Below are 15,050 nucleotides of genomic sequence, written 5' to 3'. Positions count from 1 at the left end.
CTTAAGCCGCGGGAAGTATGATGAATCAGGCCCCTGACCTTGCTCCCTTGAGCGCTTTGAGCTTCGCGGTCAGCGAAGGGATCACCTGGAACAGGTCGCCGACGATCCCGTAGCTTGCCACCTCGAAGATGGGGGCCTCCGGATCGCGGTTGATGGCGATCACCACGTCGGAATCCTGCATCCCCACCAGGTGCTGGATGGCGCCGGAGATGCCGCAGGCGATGTAGACCTTGGGGCGCACGGTCTTCCCGGTCTGCCCCACCTGCCGGTCCTGGGGCATCCACCCCGCGTCGACCGCGCTTCTGGACGCGCCCACCACCCCGCCCAAGACCTCTGCCAGCTCCTCGAGCAGTCCGAAGTTTTCCTTCGCCATCATCCCCCTACCGCCGGAGATGATGAACTCGGCGCCGGCGATGTCCACCTTGGAGCCCCCTTTGTCCATCAGGATGTCGAGCACCTTCACCTGGACTTCGTCCTCGGCTACCGGGACCGGCTCGCGCACGATCTCACCCTTGAGGCTCGCGTCGAATTCCGGCATCGGCATCACGTGCGGCCTCACCGTGGACATCTGGGGGCGGAACTTGTCGCAGACGATGGTGGCCATGATGTTGCCGCCGAAAGCGGGGCGGGTCTGCATCAGGTTCCCTTTATCGATGGAAAGGCCGGTGCAGTCGGCGGTAAGACCCGTGGCGAGCACGGTGGCCACCACACCCGCGAGGTCGCGCCCAAGCCCGGTGGCGCCCATCAGGATCACCTCCGGCTTGTACTTCTCGACCAGCGCGCAAAGGCTCTTCTGGTACGCCTCGGTGCGGTAGTGGCGCAAGACCGGCGCGTCCATGAGGTAGACCGTCTCGGCCCCGTACCCCATCGCCTGGCGGCAGAGGTGCTCCACCTGGTCCCCCATCACCACCGCGGAAAGCGGGCAGTTACGGGCCGCAGCCAGCTCCTTTCCCTTCCCCAGGAGCTCCCAGGAGACCTTGGCGGCCTCCCCCTCGGTCTGCTCGATGAAGACCCAGACGCCGCGATAGGCGGCAAGCTTCTCCCTTAAAGCGGCCTCCTCCGGGTCGAGCTCCTCCTCGGGCGGAGCTCCCGCGGCAGCCGCCGCCAGCTCGTCCAGGATCCGCTTCTCTTCCGGGGTGAAGGCCATCTCTATGGCCTGCGCGGGGCAGACCTTGACGCATTTGACGCAGCCGATGCACTTGGACGCGTCTATGACCGGCTCTCCCGCCTCGTTCATCTGGATGGCGTCGACCGGGCAGGCGCTCTGGCAGCGGGCGCCGCAGGCGATGCAGCGCCCTTCCAGCACTGCCGCTTTGCCGCGCGGCTTCTTCGGTTTCTTCACAGCTTCAGTCATGAACTTTTCCTGTTTGGGTATTTGTTCCACGGCGTGGCCTTTGAGGACCCCGACCGTGGTATCAAGCTAGAGCGCGAGAAGGTCCTTCTCCATCATCTTGTCGATCAAAAGCTGCGCCGCGCCGTCCGGATCGCGGGCGCCGTCGCCAAGCATCTCCCCCTTGGCGCGCTCCGGCGAAAAGATCCGGCTCACCCAGGTCGGGGAACCTTTAAGACCGATGGTGTTGACGTCTAGGCCGAGCACCGAGTTGTCCCAGAGCTCCACCTTGGCGTCGGCCGAATCCAGGCGCATGGCGACAGTCGGGTAGCGCGGGCGGTTCAGCTCTCTAACCACGGTGAGGAGCACCGGAAGCGGCGCCTCGACGTGCTCGTGCCTTCCTTCGAGCTTCCGGGATACCTTGATCTTCTTCGCGGCAGGCTCCAGTTCGTCGACCCGGTCCACCAGGGTGAGCTGGGCCAACTTAAGCCTCGTGGCGATGCCGGGGCCGACCTGGGCGGTGTCGCCGTCGATGGTCTGCTTGCCGCAGATGACCACCCCGACCTCTTCCTCCTCGCCAAGCTTCTCGATGGCAGCCGCCAGCACCTTGCTGGTCGCCAGCGTATCGGCGCCGCCAAAGACGCGGTCGGAGAGGAGCACGGCTCGGTCGACGCCTAGCGCCAGCGCCTTTCTCAGGGTAGCCTCGGCGTTCGGCGGCCCCATGGAGATGGCGACCACCTTGAAGCCGAAGCGGTCCTTGAAGCGCAGGCCCTCTTCTACGGCATGGGTATCGTAGGGATTTACGATGAAGGGAACACCCTCGCGGATCAGGGTGTTGGTGACGGGGTCGATCTGTACCTGCGTTGTATCGGGGACTTGCTTCACACAGACAACTACCAGCATGGACACCTCGGTTCTATTTGATGCTTCAAGCTACGATACTTCAGCCGAAAAAAAATTGATCCAGGTCAAGCGGGGGGGGGAAATGGTCAACGGTTCGAAGGCGTTAGACGGCAGAGAGTGTGCCTGCAGCCTTGATTCCCCTTGCATTTTACCGGCCTATCTTCTACCATCACAAAGCCTGCGGGGGCTTCCCCGCACGAGGCCAGCCGGCCGAGATCTGCACAAAAAATAAACACCCGGCCATGGGTGGAGCTACATGTCAGATAGATACGTCGAGAAAAATTTCCTCTATTTGCTGCTTTTTTCGGCACTACTCCACGTAGGTGCCTTTTTAATTATCACGACCCTGCCCCAAGAACAACCCAAAACAGCTCCAGAGCCAACTTTCGTCGACCTGACCGACCTCCCGGACCTGCAGCCCCAGCCGAAGCTGCCGAAAAAAGCGGCACCCAAAACGGAGATCAAGAGGTATGCGGAGACGCCGCAGCGGGTGGCGAAGGAGATGGCACCCAAAGCAAAGGGCGCGTTCGACAGGCTGACGCCGTCGCTGCCGCGCCTGCCCAACTTGCGCCCCGCCCCCCCAGGATCCGCCCTGCCTGCGCCGCAGCCGGAGGAGACGGCCAAAGCGCCGGTTTCGCGCGGCGAGGGGATCCTGAAGCCGCGCGCTCAGCAGCTGCCCGACCGTTCCCGCCTCTTCCCCAGCGCCAACAGGCTCGCCCGACTGGAGGAGAGCTACCGGGAGAAGTACAGGAGCGAGGTCGAGGAGGGAGAGACCCGCTTCCTCAACACCGAGGACATCCAGTTCGGTTCCTTCCTGCGCCGCCTGGAAACCGCGGTCTACGGCGTCTGGCATTACCCGCAGGCGGCGCTTTTGCGCGGCATCGAAGGGACCACGCCGGTCAAGATCACCTTCAACAGGAAAGGAGAGATCGTCAACATCGACCTCCTGGAGAGTTCCGGGAGCAAGATCCTCGACGACGAGGTATTCAGGGCCTTGAACGCGCTGGGCCCCATCGGCTCCTTCCCCAAGGGGTACCGCGGCGAAACCTTCAAGCTGATCGCCTTCTTCCACTACGGCAACGGCGGCGGCAGGCTCCGTTAGCAGCCAAGCCTCTTCCTTAAAAACGCCAGAAACTCCCCGTTGAACTCGTCCCTTTTCAGCGCCATATCCACCGTCGCCTTCAAAAATCCCAGCTTGTCCCCGCAGTCGTGGCGTATGCCGTCGAAACGGCAGCCGTAGATCGACTCCTCGCGCGAGAGCGTCTTGATGGCGTCGGTGAGCTGAATCTCCCCACCCTTCCCCGGCTCCTGGTTCTCCAGGATCGGGAAGATCCCCGGGGTGAGTATGTAGCGGCCGATGATGGCGAGATCCGACGGGGCCTCGGCGACCGGCGGCTTCTCCACCAGATCGAGCACCTCGAAGGCGCGGTTGGCCAGGTGGTTCGCGCGTACGCAGCCGTAGGAGGAGATGGTCTCGATGGGAACCTGCTCCAGGGCCAGTACGGGAGAGCGGTAGCTCTCGTAGGTCTCCAGGAGCTGGGACAGGCAGGGCTGTTGCGCGTCGATGATGTCGTCGCCCAAAAGGACGGCGAAAGGCTCGTCGCCGATGAATTCCTTGGCGCAGAGGATGGCGTGGCCAAGCCCCAGCGCCTCCTTCTGGCGCACGAAGAAGATGTTGGCCATCTCCGCGATCTTACGCACCTGGTGCAGTTCCTGGTCCTTCCCTTTCTCGTAGAGAAGCGATTCCAGCTCGAAGGAGATGTCGAAGTGATCCTCGATCGCCCTCTTGCCGCGTCCGGTGACGAAGAGGATCTGCTCGATGCCGGACGCGACCGCCTCCTCCACCACGTACTGGACCAGCGGCTTGTCTATGAGCGGCAGCATCTCCTTGGGAGTCGATTTGGTCGCGGGCAAAAACCTGGTGCCGAGACCGGCGACGGGGAAAACGGCCTTCTTAACGCGCATGGAGATACTCCTTTGTCAATACATGGAATTGCACGGCGCCCCGCTGCCGCCAAAGCGGCCCGCCCCCCGTCTGGAGACAGGGGGCGGAGTACTTCCCTAGAGACCCCTCTTGGCGGACTCAAGCGTGTTCTGCAGCAGCATGGTGATGGTCATGGGGCCGACGCCGCCGGGGACCGGCGTGATGGCCGAGGCGCGCTCGCTGGCCGCGGCGTATTCCACGTCCCCTACAAGCTTCTTCTCGCCCACCCGGTTCACGCCGACGTCGATCACCACGGCGCCCTCCTTGATCCAGGCCCCCTTGATCATCTCCGGCACCCCGACCGCGGCGATGACCACGTCGGCCTGGGACACCTTCGCGGCCAGGTCGCGGGTCTTCGAATGGCACAGGGTCACGGTGGCGTTTTGCTGCAGGCACATGAAGGCCACGGGCTTGCCCACGATGTTGGAGCGGCCGACCACGACCACTTCCTTCCCTGAAAGCTCGACCCCCGCCTCCTTCAGCATCACCATCACGCCGTAGGGGGTGCAGGGCTGGAAGAGCGGCTTGCCGATCACCAGGCGCCCGACGTTATAGGGGTGGAAGCCGTCGGCGTCCTTGTCCGGGGAGATCGCCTCCAGCACGCGCTCGGTGTTGATCTGCTTGGGAAGCGGGAGCTGCACCAGGATGCCGTGGATCTTCGGGTCGTGGTTCAGCTTGTCGATCAGCGCCAGAAGCTCCGCCTCGCCGGTGTCGGCGGAAAGCTTGTATTCGTCGGAAAAAATCCCCACGTCGGCGCATGCCTTTTCTTTCATGGAGACATAGACCTTGCTGGCGGGATCCTCTCCGACCAGCACCACGGCGAGACCCGGAACGATCCCCTTTTGTTTCAGTTGAGCCGCTTCCGCGCTGATTTCAGCACGGATCTTCGCCGCGATGGCCTTGCCGTCGATGATTTTAGCCATTACATCCACCCCTTTGTTTCATTAATAATATAAGGCGCACAGGTAATAGGGACCGGCGCCTGAGACAGTTTTTTAAAAGCAAGATAATAAGGAACCGGGAGGGTTTTGTAAAGCAGTTTGCAGGGATTAGGGACAAAAAAACCCCCGTGGAACGGGGGCGTTTCAGGTTTTTTAGGAAGCCGAAGGGCAACCGGCGCAGTTACCGCCGGACGGACAAGCCGGGGCGGCCGGGGCAGCTTTCGAACCGCCGTAGCCGTCGCCGTACCAGCCCCCCCCCTTGAGGGAGAACCCGGACTGGGAGATGAGCTTTTCCACCGAGCCGCCGCAGGCGGGGCACTCGGAAGCGGGCGCGTCGGAGAACTTCTGGCGCAACTCAAAGGTTTGATCGCAGCTTTTGCAGTGATACTCGTAAAGTGGCATCGCTTTTACTACCTCCTCTTTAACTAAACGCTACCGTAAGACGGCAACCGGCAGACCTAATATAAGTATCTGCATTCCCCTTTGTCAAGGGGCATCCGACTCAAGGCCCTTGGTCATGGCGAAGAGCAGGCGTGAGCGGTAGATGATTCCCACCACCTTTTTGCCGTCCACCACCGGGACCCTCTGGAAGCGGTGCGTGAGGAAGAGGTGCGCCACGTCGCTCACCCGGGCGTCCTGGGTCACCGAGATCGGCTGGTGCTCCATGATGTCCGAGATGGGGAGGTCCTTGATCCTGTCGCACAGGGAGGCGAAGAAGGCGGAATCGGATTTGTCCTCCGAGGCGCCGTCCATGAGGGCGGTGATGATGCTGAGCGGGGTAAGGATGCCGGCAAGCCCGCCGCGGTCGTTCAGCACGATAAGCCCGGGCGCGGCGTTCATGAAGCTCTCGTCTCCGAAGTTGCTTTTCATGATCCGGACCGCCTCGCCCACCGTCGTCCTGACCGAAATCGACGGCACGTCCGTCACCATAATGTCTCTTGCCTTCATCGCTGCTCCTTACTGTATTTTAAGTAGTGAGAGGAGCGCGTCATGGTCGACCCCTTCCACTTTGACCACCTTGTGCCTGGACTTGGCCCCGGACTTGATGCTCACCTTCGACTTCGCCACCCCGAGGGTCTTGGCGATCAGCTCGACGCACTGCTTGTTGGCGGCGTCCTCGACCGGGGGCGAGGTGAGCCTGAGCCTCAGTTCCCCCTCCTTGGCGCCGCAGATCTCACTGCGCGAGGCCCTGGGCTGCACGTGCACGGTAAAAAGGAGCCCCTCCGGCGTCGCGGTTACCCTTAGCTCTTCGCTCATTGATCGAGTGCGAGGAGCTTGTAGTAGTTGTCCAAGAGGGCCTTGAAGCCGCTTTCGAACTGAACCTTCTCCCTTTTGAGTTCCTGGATCTGGTTGTTGAGCTGAAGCAGCCTATTTTCCGCTTCCGCCACGATCCGCTCCCCTTTAAGCTCCGCCTCGGAAACGATCAGGTGCGCCTCCTTCTGGGCGTTCGCCTTCATCTCCTCGGTGATGCGCTGGGCGGCCAGCATGGTCTCGCGCAACTGCACCTCGCGCGCCTCCATCTCGGCCATGGCCTGGGCGTTGCGATTCAGGCGCTCCTTCAGGTCGTTGTTCTCCCTGATGAGCTCCTCCATTTCGCCGGCGACCGACTGCAGGAAAGAATCCACGTCCTCAGGGTCGAGCCCTCCCAGCATCTTTCCCTTGAACTGCTGCTGCTGGATGTCCATGGGGGATATTTTCATAGAGCCTGTCCCTTGAGTTGGTTGCTGAAGAGCATCAGATAAGTGTAAGCGGTGTCGAAGACGATGATCTGCACCAGGTAGATGAGGACGAAGAGCACCAGCGGCGACAGGTCGAGCATTCCGGTGTTGGGCATGTAGCGGCGGATCCGTTGCAAAGCCGGTTCCGTGACGCGGTAGATGAAGTTCACGATGGGGTTGTAGGGATCCGCGTTGATCCAGGAGATGATGACGCTTGCCAGCAGTATGTATTTATAGATGGTGAGAACACCGCTTGCCAGCTCTACTATCTTTGCAAGGGCCAAGAGAATGTTGGCTAGCAGTATCATTTATCCCCCTCAAAGCTTGGTTTTCGGCTTGCAAAGCTATACAGAAATCGGCTTTATTTGTCAAGGGTAGCTGCCCGGTGCAGGCACTGCTATTGCGGCAAAATTACAGCGGTAGTTTGATGAATAAACCGCCCCTTTGACAAGGAGAACATCTGAAGCCTTCTGATAATTTGTCTTTCTGAGACTTGCTCTGGGACTCCCTGCCAAAGGTTATGAGCTGCAACGGTGAGCAGTAACAGAGTCGGACATTATATATTGACATGCAACTGAAGATGATTTAGAAACTCTTAGGCAAATGAGGAAGCACCACCGTCGCTGGTGGGCGGCCCGGTCTTCAAAACCGGTGTGGGGGGTGAGAAACTTCCCAGGTGGGTTCGATTCCCATGTGCTTCCGCCAATTATAGTTTCAGGACATTTCAACGCCATTCCAAACCCGCCAAATTGGCGGGTTTTTTGTTTTTCCAGGGCCGGAGCGGTGCAGCTCAAACCCTGAAATCGGGGGGGCCCCACTCACCTTGGTAGGCGCCTTATCCGTTAATAACGAATCTCCTTATTTACGTTTAGTTGGTTATCCGTTAACAGCCGACTATCGGAGCTTCTTATCGGCACCCGGCAGTCACGGCAAACCAGGCGGCCGGAGCCCTCGGCATCGCCTTCCGAAGCATAGACCTGCCCCATGATCATGACCTGCAGGCAACAGAACCTCCTTTCACTGGGCTTGAATTGATCAATCGGCCTGACTGAAGCTCACGCCCCTGATATGTCAATCGCATGTTTATCCGACTTCTCTCATTCTATTTCCTTCAATACCGTTGCACCAGTGCGTCAAGAATAAACGGCTTAGGAACACTCAGGTAGATAAATAATAGCTTGATCAGGAGCACGCTTTAACTTAAAGTGCGCATTTGTCGATCAGTCACACACACGACGAACCCTGAACGTAGGGCTGTCGCGGAGGTCGCAGTACATGAAACACCCATTTCCATTCCACATGATGATCATCGGTTTATGCTTTCTCGCGGGATGCGCTACCGCTCATAAGAACTCGAATGATGCCGATACCATCCACATCGGCGGCGGCGATGCCGCATTGACCGAGGTGATCGCTCCGGTTATCGAAACCTTCGAGGAGGAGAACCCGTCGCTGCACCTGATTACGCTGCAGAGCAAGCCGGGAACGGAACTGGCGGCTCTTGAGAGCGGCTCCCTCGATGCCGTCGTCTCCACCGTCAGCCTGGAAAGACTGCTCATGCGCGCAGCTGAAACCGGATCGGCGCCGGCCGGAGCGCTCTTCCGGGAGGTCCCCATCGGCAGGAATCAGACCGTCGTCTTTCTCAACGACATCAAGATCAAAAAGCTGAGCAAGAAGCAGCTAAAGGCCATCTTCACCGGCAAGATCACCAACTGGAAGAAAGTCGGCGGCCCCAACCGGCGCATCGTCGTGGTCTGGTCTCCGGCAGCCGACGCGGAGAACGAGCTCTTCATCCGTGAGATTCTCCAGCGCGAGCGCATCACGGCCAATTTCGTTCCGGTCGCGAGCGCGGAGGAGATGAGGAAGAGAGTGCTGGAGACCCCCGGCGCCATCGGCATAGGTCCCGACGCGCTGGTTTCTTACGGGGTGCGCGTCCCCGGCAGCCCGAAGATTGCCTCCTCGGTCATGCTGATCACCAAGGGAGAGCCTTCGCCGGAGCTGCAGAAGCTGCTCGAATTGATCAAGGACGCAGCATTTCTCCCCTGACGGCATAACGCTCCCCTGACGGCATAACGAGTAGTCGACGGACAGCACAAAATGGACTACAGCGGTTGCCACCGCTGATGGTAACCCGTACGATAGGGACACCCATCATCTAATGCTTTTGGTCCAAGGAGGTTCACCATGCGTTACATCAATTCCGACAAAATCCTTGCCGCCCAGCTCACCACTCCGGCCGAAAATCCCCTCGCCGGCGACGACACGCGCCTCATCGACGTGTGGTTTGACGGTAGCGCGGTGCGAAAGCAGTTGTTCAAAAAGGTCAATAAGACCGAGCAGGAAGCAATGGCGCAAGAACTGGAGGACAAGGGGTTCATCCGCTCCGGCAATCTCCTGATCAACCCGCGTGCGGTTCTCTTCGCCGAGATGGAGCACGAGATAGTCGGCGGCCTCGTCACCATCGGCTACCAGGACAACGGAAAGCCGGTCGAGCTAAAGGTGGATAGCGACGTATTCAAGGATCTGTGCGAGCGGCTTGCGCGAGAGAAAAAGTAAGTCAGGTCAAGGAGAATCAGATGATCCGCCCAACGCTTCCACCCCCCTACCGACACGAACACGGCCCGATAAAAAATGCCAACTTGGTTGTCACGGAACAGCTCACGTATGGTCAAAAAGCGGCCGACTGGATCGCCGACAAAGTGGGATCTTGGGAGTTCATAATCGGCCAGTCTACACTTCTCCTCATTTGGGCAACTCTGAACGTTACCGCTTGGATTCGGCATTGGGACCCGTATCCGTTTATCTTGATGAATCTTGTACTATCGCTGCAGGCTGCTTACACTGCCCCCATGATCATGATGAGTCAAAATCGAAAGGCGGATCGTGACCGCATCGAGGCTCACATCGATTATGAAATAAATCTGAAGGCTGAGGTTGAAATTAAAGCCATCTTGGACAATCTTGACGCCCAGAACATTGTGATAGCTCAACTACATCAGATGCTCGAAGAATTGACTGCCGACAAAGCGTTAAACAAGACGAACGCACGCCCAGAAAGCGGCACCTGACCCCCTAGGACCGCCGCCACCTGGCATCCACCCAACCAACATCGCAGCTCCACTTCCGACCGGAAGAGAAACCGTGTCTTCGCGGCAAACAGGTGACCAAACCCCTCGGCCGCCACCCGTTGCGGGAGCCCTCCCGACATCATGCAGGGTTCCTGTTACCGCTGCAGCGCGCAACAGCCTTCGGCTCTTTGAAGACATAAGGAGAACAAATACGCACAATTCGGTCAAAATTAACTTGATCGGAAGATCTCTTTAATTTAAATTACTAAAGTTCGCGAAGGGGTCCTGCGGCAACAAGAGCACAGGGCGCTACCGACCGGCAAGGCGTTAGGCGGAAATTTTTTGTAGGAGAGTCATATCTACATCCAATTCGTTGCAGGCATAACAGGGATAGCAGTAGCCGCATTAGGGGCGGCATTGAGCGCGCTTTTTAAGTACCTGTTACGGACACGATTGAAGCGGCATTATCAGGACATTTACCAAAGGATGTTCCCTAAGGGTCCGATAGGCTGGCTCGGCGGAAAGGACGTTGAACAGTTGATCTACTGCTCGCAAGACAACACGCTCGTGAGGCTCTACAAAATATCCAAATTGGCTCCCGTTATCGGTTTGATAGCTTTCGCAGTAAGTGTCGTCGCCTTCATCGTCTTGTCGTCTTGAGTGTGAAGGAACCGGGACCCTGCTCCACATGCAGTGCAGATTTCAAGTTCTCTTTAAAAAGAACCGATAACTGTATGTAGCTGATCCACAACCTGTCTCGGGCAACCCCATGTCAGGAGGTCCCTATCGTGCTGACCAACCGGTTCATAGCTGTACTTATGGCTCTGGCTGTCATCATAGTCCCAGGATGCAGCAAAGAGGAACCGAAGAAGATCGATCTGGGCAAAAGGGCGGTCCTCAAAAGCGAAGACAGGGCGAAGACGGGGGTGATCCGCATCGCGGTAGGCGGGATGATAACTCCCAAGGAGGGACTCGCCTACTACCGCGAGTTCCTCGACTACATCGGCAACGAGCTCGGCAGGCCGGTCGAATACGTGGACTCGCCGAACTACGAGGAAACCAACAAGATGCTGGAGAACCGGGAACTCGACGCGGCCATCGTCTGCAGCGGCCCCTATGTCGACGGCCATAAGAAGTTCGGCCTGGAACTTCTGGCAGCACCCAAAGCCTTCGGGGCTCCCGTTTATTATTCCTACATCATCGTCCCCAAGGAGAGTTCCGCCAGAGCTCTGGACGACCTGAAAGGAAAGTCGTTCGCTTTCACGGATCCTCTCTCCAACACGGGGAAGTTGGTGCCCGACTACCTCCTCGGGAAGAAGGGGTACAACTCGAACACCTTCTTCAGCAAGACCGTCTATTCGGGCTCCCACGACAAGTCCATACAGGCCGTGGCCGGTGCCCTCGTCGACGGAGCTGCGGTGGACAGTGTCATCTGGGAATACCTGGCCAAGACAAAGCCCGAACTGACGGGTAAGACCCGGATCGTCCTCAGGTCCGAGCCTTACGCCATCCCGCCGTTCGTGGTCCATCCCGCACTGGATCCCGCAGTGAAGAAAAAACTCCGCACCATACTGCTCACCGCCCACACCAACCAAAGAGGGAAGGTAATCCTGGACAAGATGATGACCGAGAGCTATGTCCCCATAGAGGACAAGGCCTATGACTCGGTGCGCAACATGAAGAAATGGTTGGCCGGCGAGCAAAAGGAGCGATAGTCAAGGCATGGGAAAACGCGCCCTCAACCTGAGATCGAAGATCCTGGCCATATTCCTGACCCTCTCCATGGCGACCATAGCCGGCATGGTCGTGATCGCCCTTTTGTTCATCAAGCCCCTTCTGGAATCGAAGCTCGAAAAGCGCGCCCACTCCATAGCCCACGCCATCTCTTCCCAATGCACAAACCCGATCCTCTCCAGGAACTTCCTTCAGTTGGACCTGTATTTACGCGAGTACACCGACTTGGAAAAGGACGTGGCCTACATCTACGTCACGACACCGAGCGGTGAGGTCATCGCCCACTCCTTCGGCCGTACCTTCCCCGTGGCGCTGAAAGAGTTGAGCCAGCCGACCGGCAAAAAGTCAAACGGAAGCACCAGGCTCCACACGACGGAAGGAGAGGTCATCCAGATCTCGGAACCCATCCTCGACGGACATCTGGGCAGGCTGCATGTGGGAATGTCCCTCGCCCCGATACACAAGGACATAAACGAGATCATCATGTCCTTCGTCAGTTTCGCAGCCCTGTTCTTCTTCTCGTCTTTGCTGCTGATACTGTTCATCGACAGGTGGATCGTCAGGCCCATTTTCCAGATCAGGTCCGCGTCGTTGAAGGTCAAAGCGGGGGACATCGACAGCAGGGTCACGGTACGATCCCGGGACGAGATCGGAAGCCTCGCCGAGGATTTCAACAGCATGCTCGACGCCATCAAGGAGTCAAGGGCGTCGCTGGTTCAGGAAAAACAGCTGCTGACCGAAAGCGAAAACAGGCTGAGGAAAATCATCCAGCAAAGCCCCCTCTCGATGGCGCTCATCTCCCCGGACGGCGCCGTAGAGTACATAAACGACTACGCCGTGCAGACCTTCGGTTACCAGCCGCAGGACATACCCCGCATCGAAGACTGGTGGCTCAAGGCGTGCCCCGATCCGGCCTACCGCGAGCAGGTGATCGGGCAGTGGACTGGGCTCGTGGAAAAGGCGGCCGAGGCAAGCGGCTACATCGAGCGTCGGGAATACCAGGTCACCTGCAAGGACGGAACGCTTAAGACCATCCTGATTTTCGGGCTGCTGATCGACAGCGAGGTCTTCGTCGTCTTCGAGGACATCACCTCGCTCAAGCGGGTCGAGGAAGAGTTGAGGGCCTCCAAAGAGCACCTGGACGCCACCATGAACGCCCTGCCGGATCTCTTGTTCAGGATCGACCGGGAAGGCCGCTTCTACGATGCCCGCTATTCCAGCACGGACGAGCTCTACGTCGCGCCGGAGGTGTTCCTCGGCAAGCGGCTGGTCGAGGTACTGCCGCCGGAGGCTGCAACCACCATCATGGCCGCGCTTGCCGAGGCCGTTGCCAAGGGGAGCCACCGGGGGGCCACCTATTCGCTCCCACTGCCCGAGGGAGAGCGGTGGTACGAACTCTCGCTGGCCGCGATGGGAAACCCGGACCTGCCGCAGACCCAATTTATCGTCCTTGCCCGCGACATCACCGAAAGGAGGCTTGCCGAGCAGGCGCGGCTCAAACTCGAACAGCAGCTTCTCCACGCCCAGAAACTAGAGAGCCTCGGGGTATTGGCGGGGGGGATCGCCCATGACTTCAACAACCTGCTGACCGCCATCGTCGGCAACACCGATCTCGCCTTGATGCGTCTCAACCCGGAGTCGCCGGTACGGGACAACCTGCAGCGCATCGAGCAGGCGGCCAGCCGTGCGGCAGACCTGTCCAAGCAGATGCTGGCGTACTCCGGCAAAGGGAAGTTCGTCATTCAAACCATCGACCTGAACCGGCTGATCAGGGAAATGACGCACATGCTGGAAGTTTCCATCTCCAAGAAGGCCGTGCTCAACTTCAACCTTGCCGATCCGCTGCCGCCCATCGAGGCCGACGCCACCCAGCTGCACCAGATCATCATGAACCTGATCATCAACGCCTCCGAAGCCATCGACCGTGAGAGCGGGGTCATCTCGATTACTACCGGCAGCATGCAGTGCGCCAGGAACTACTTGAACGGCATCTGGCTGCACGAGCAGCTTGCCGAGGGGCTCTACGTCTGGCTGGAGATAACCGACACCGGTTGCGGCATGGACGCGGAAACGGCGGGGAAGATCTTCGACCCCTTCTTCACCACCAAGTTCACCGGCCGGGGGCTCGGCATGGCCGCCGTGCTCGGCATCGTCCGCGGCCACAAGGGGGCGATCACGGTCAAAAGCGAACCCGGCCGCGGCGCCTCCTTCAAGGTGTTCCTTCCTGCCGGCGGCAAGCCAAAGGAAACCCTCGACCGGGCAGATCAGGATGCGGCGGAGTGGAGGGGCAGCGGAACCGTGCTGTTCGTCGACGATGAACAGACGGTCCTGGAGATAGGGAGCGAGATGCTGAAGGAACTCGGTTTCGAGGTCGCAACCGCGGCGGACGGCGGCGAGGCGCTGGATATCTTCAAACAGGACGCGGATAGATTTTCCTTCATCATCCTGGACCTGACCATGCCCCGCCTGGACGGCGAGCAGACCTACCGGCAGCTGAGGCAGCTAAAGCCCGAGGTCAAGGTCATCATGTCCAGCGGCTACAACGAACAGGAAATCAACCAGCGCCTGGGCGGCACGGGGCTGGCCGGTTTCATCCAGAAACCGTACAACCTCTCCATGCTCAGGGACGTCATCAGGAATATGAAGTAAGTTAATTTATTGACTTGATCTTGGAGATGTTCTGAGGCGGTTACCGTTGCCGCCTTTCTCGACGCCCCGCACACGAGTCACACCGAGCAGTTCATCGTCAACGCGCTGCGCAAGAAACGGCCGTGCTGTCGGCTTTCTCATGACGAGCAGCCGCTACGCCTCTCTTGCTTTTTTAACTTTGGAGCGATTGGCCATGAGACGGCTGCAAAACTCTTCCTCGGTTAAAACTGTTTTCCTGGGGTCATGCTCCCCAATGCTGTGAGACAAGACTTCGTCGCCGGTAGCCAAAAGATCGTCGGCGAAATCAGCTGACAACAAGGCAGCCTCATACAACCTGTCGAGTAGTTGCTGGTATTCCGGCGAGAGACGATCGTAAGCCTTGCCTTGCCACCAAAGTGTTTGACAGCTTTGCCATGCTTCATTTCTGGTTTGCCCAATAGTCTTGGCTTCTTTGCCGGACATCATGCAGATCCGCTTTTGCATCTCCGGATCATCGAACTTAAATGCCTGAAGCGCTCCCTCCAGGCATGCACAATGGAAACCATCCAGGACAAACGCACGTGGAGTGAAATTCGACAGTCTTCCGGCAATGCCCGTCGTATAGCCACCGACATCCATAACTCACCTCGTACTTGCTGGAATATGAAATTGACAGAAAACATGGAGCATCTGCCAGTTGGTCGATCCGGCGCATAACCTGCCTTAGCGACAGCACGCCGCAGT

16 protein-coding genes and 1 tRNA gene are annotated in these 15,050 nt (G+C 58.8%); 7 read left to right on the top strand and 10 right to left on the bottom strand.

What is annotated here, in order from left to right:
- Positions 1–25 precede the first annotated feature (25 nt).
- Together GBEM_RS07545 and GBEM_RS07540 are read right to left on the bottom strand one after the other, a co-directional pair.
- Positions 26–1,354 carry an electron transfer flavoprotein subunit alpha gene (locus tag GBEM_RS07545; RefSeq protein WP_012529934.1) on the bottom strand — a complete coding sequence of 443 codons (1,329 nt, stop codon included), beginning with the start codon at positions 1,352–1,354 and terminating at the stop codon, positions 26–28.
- A 66-nt stretch (positions 1,355–1,420) separates the two neighbouring features.
- The gene (locus GBEM_RS07540) at positions 1,421–2,233 is read right to left on the bottom strand and encodes an electron transfer flavoprotein subunit beta/FixA family protein (protein ID WP_012529933.1); all 813 of its coding nucleotides are present in this window, start codon (positions 2,231–2,233) and stop codon (positions 1,421–1,423) included.
- 256 nt (positions 2,234–2,489) lie between these two features.
- Here GBEM_RS07540 and GBEM_RS07535 point away from each other — a divergent pair, with 256 nt between their 5' ends.
- Entirely contained in the window at positions 2,490–3,335 is an 846-nt protein-coding gene (locus tag GBEM_RS07535; RefSeq protein ID WP_012529932.1) for a TonB family protein, read from the top strand.
- On the opposite strand, the gene galU is transcribed toward GBEM_RS07535, so the two are convergent.
- The 7 genes from galU to GBEM_RS07500 all read right to left on the bottom strand — a co-directional run bounded on the left by galU (position 3,332) and on the right by GBEM_RS07500 (position 7,184).
- Positions 3,332–4,198: a UTP--glucose-1-phosphate uridylyltransferase GalU gene (gene galU, locus GBEM_RS07530; RefSeq protein WP_012529931.1), complete on the bottom strand. Its 867-nt coding sequence runs from the start codon at positions 4,196–4,198 to the stop codon at positions 3,332–3,334. The two genes, GBEM_RS07535 and galU, sit on opposite strands and share 4 nt — an antisense overlap.
- A 96-nt stretch (positions 4,199–4,294) precedes the next feature.
- Positions 4,295–5,140 (bottom strand): bifunctional methylenetetrahydrofolate dehydrogenase/methenyltetrahydrofolate cyclohydrolase FolD, encoded by an 846-nt coding sequence (gene folD, locus GBEM_RS07525; RefSeq protein WP_012529930.1) that lies wholly within the window; start codon positions 5,138–5,140, stop codon positions 4,295–4,297.
- Between the two features lie 171 nt (positions 5,141–5,311).
- Entirely contained in the window at positions 5,312–5,560 is a 249-nt protein-coding gene (locus GBEM_RS07520) for an FmdB family zinc ribbon protein (protein ID WP_012529929.1), read from the bottom strand.
- A gap of 84 nt (positions 5,561–5,644) precedes the next feature.
- Positions 5,645–6,106 (bottom strand): CBS domain-containing protein, encoded by a 462-nt coding sequence (locus GBEM_RS07515; RefSeq protein WP_012529928.1) that lies wholly within the window; start codon positions 6,104–6,106, stop codon positions 5,645–5,647.
- A 9-nt stretch (positions 6,107–6,115) separates the two neighbouring features.
- The gene (locus GBEM_RS07510) at positions 6,116–6,415 is read right to left on the bottom strand and encodes a DUF167 domain-containing protein (protein WP_012529927.1); all 300 of its coding nucleotides are present in this window, start codon (positions 6,413–6,415) and stop codon (positions 6,116–6,118) included.
- Positions 6,412–6,858: a DivIVA domain-containing protein gene (locus GBEM_RS07505; RefSeq protein ID WP_012529926.1), complete on the bottom strand. Its 447-nt coding sequence runs from the start codon at positions 6,856–6,858 to the stop codon at positions 6,412–6,414. The genes GBEM_RS07510 and GBEM_RS07505 overlap by 4 nt, the downstream gene beginning before the upstream one ends.
- A complete protein-coding gene (locus GBEM_RS07500) occupies positions 6,855–7,184 on the bottom strand; it encodes a YggT family protein (RefSeq protein WP_012529925.1) in 330 nt (109 codons plus the stop codon). Before GBEM_RS07500 ends, GBEM_RS07505 begins: the two co-directional genes overlap by 4 nt.
- 299 nt (positions 7,185–7,483) lie before the next feature.
- Between GBEM_RS07500 and GBEM_RS07495 the strand changes: the two genes are divergently transcribed.
- The 6 genes from GBEM_RS07495 (at position 7,484) to GBEM_RS07465 (ending at position 14,327) form a co-directional block, all read left to right on the top strand.
- A tRNA-Sec gene (locus GBEM_RS07495) sits at positions 7,484–7,581 on the top strand.
- A gap of 570 nt (positions 7,582–8,151) precedes the next feature.
- Positions 8,152–8,922 (top strand): substrate-binding domain-containing protein, encoded by a 771-nt coding sequence (locus GBEM_RS07490; RefSeq protein WP_012529923.1) that lies wholly within the window; start codon positions 8,152–8,154, stop codon positions 8,920–8,922.
- A gap of 138 nt (positions 8,923–9,060) precedes the next feature.
- Positions 9,061–9,432, top strand: coding sequence for a hypothetical protein (locus GBEM_RS07485; protein WP_012529922.1), 372 nt, complete (start codon positions 9,061–9,063; stop codon positions 9,430–9,432).
- Positions 9,433–9,452: 20 nt separating this feature from the next.
- The gene (locus GBEM_RS07480; protein WP_012529921.1) at positions 9,453–9,944 is read left to right on the top strand and encodes a DUF1003 domain-containing protein; all 492 of its coding nucleotides are present in this window, start codon (positions 9,453–9,455) and stop codon (positions 9,942–9,944) included.
- A gap of 788 nt (positions 9,945–10,732) precedes the next feature.
- Complete coding sequence (locus GBEM_RS07470) at positions 10,733–11,659, top strand: substrate-binding domain-containing protein (RefSeq protein WP_012529919.1); 927 nt, start codon at positions 10,733–10,735, stop codon at positions 11,657–11,659.
- A 7-nt stretch (positions 11,660–11,666) separates the two neighbouring features.
- On the top strand, positions 11,667–14,327 hold the full coding sequence (locus tag GBEM_RS07465) for a response regulator (protein WP_012529918.1): 2,661 nt from the start codon (positions 11,667–11,669) through the stop codon (positions 14,325–14,327).
- Between the two features lie 153 nt (positions 14,328–14,480).
- Here GBEM_RS07465 and GBEM_RS07460 read toward each other — a convergent pair whose 3' ends face one another.
- A complete protein-coding gene (locus tag GBEM_RS07460) occupies positions 14,481–14,945 on the bottom strand; it encodes an NADAR family protein (protein WP_012529917.1) in 465 nt (154 codons plus the stop codon).
- Positions 14,946–15,050 lie beyond the last annotated feature (105 nt).

The organism is Citrifermentans bemidjiense Bem, assembly GCF_000020725.1.
GTDB classification, from domain to species: domain Bacteria; phylum Desulfobacterota; class Desulfuromonadia; order Geobacterales; family Geobacteraceae; genus Geomonas; species Geomonas bemidjiensis.
The sequence above is the reverse complement of the archived record's forward strand: the minus strand, read 5'-3'. Positions and strand labels throughout refer to the sequence as shown.

Bases quoted from the DNA above. Each gene is read 5' to 3' on its own strand.
- GBEM_RS07545 (WP_012529934.1), bottom strand. From the start codon at position 1,354: ATGACTGAAGCTGTGAAGAAACCGAAGAAGCCGCGCGGCAAAGCGGCA.
- GBEM_RS07540 (WP_012529933.1), bottom strand. From the start codon at position 2,233: ATGCTGGTAGTTGTCTGTGTGAAGCAAGTCCCCGATACAACGCAGGTA.
- GBEM_RS07535 (WP_012529932.1), top strand. From the start codon at position 2,490: ATGTCAGATAGATACGTCGAGAAAAATTTCCTCTATTTGCTGCTTTTT.
- galU (WP_012529931.1), bottom strand. From the start codon at position 4,198: ATGCGCGTTAAGAAGGCCGTTTTCCCCGTCGCCGGTCTCGGCACCAGG.
- folD (WP_012529930.1), bottom strand. From the start codon at position 5,140: ATGGCTAAAATCATCGACGGCAAGGCCATCGCGGCGAAGATCCGTGCT.
- GBEM_RS07520 (WP_012529929.1), bottom strand. From the start codon at position 5,560: ATGCCACTTTACGAGTATCACTGCAAAAGCTGCGATCAAACCTTTGAG.
- GBEM_RS07515 (WP_012529928.1), bottom strand. From the start codon at position 6,106: ATGAAGGCAAGAGACATTATGGTGACGGACGTGCCGTCGATTTCGGTC.
- GBEM_RS07510 (WP_012529927.1), bottom strand. From the start codon at position 6,415: ATGAGCGAAGAGCTAAGGGTAACCGCGACGCCGGAGGGGCTCCTTTTT.
- GBEM_RS07505 (WP_012529926.1), bottom strand. From the start codon at position 6,858: ATGAAAATATCCCCCATGGACATCCAGCAGCAGCAGTTCAAGGGAAAG.
- GBEM_RS07500 (WP_012529925.1), bottom strand. From the start codon at position 7,184: ATGATACTGCTAGCCAACATTCTCTTGGCCCTTGCAAAGATAGTAGAG.
- GBEM_RS07490 (WP_012529923.1), top strand. From the start codon at position 8,152: ATGAAACACCCATTTCCATTCCACATGATGATCATCGGTTTATGCTTT.
- GBEM_RS07485 (WP_012529922.1), top strand. From the start codon at position 9,061: ATGCGTTACATCAATTCCGACAAAATCCTTGCCGCCCAGCTCACCACT.
- GBEM_RS07480 (WP_012529921.1), top strand. From the start codon at position 9,453: ATGATCCGCCCAACGCTTCCACCCCCCTACCGACACGAACACGGCCCG.
- GBEM_RS07465 (WP_012529918.1), top strand. From the start codon at position 11,667: ATGGGAAAACGCGCCCTCAACCTGAGATCGAAGATCCTGGCCATATTC.
- GBEM_RS07460 (WP_012529917.1), bottom strand. From the start codon at position 14,945: ATGGATGTCGGTGGCTATACGACGGGCATTGCCGGAAGACTGTCGAAT.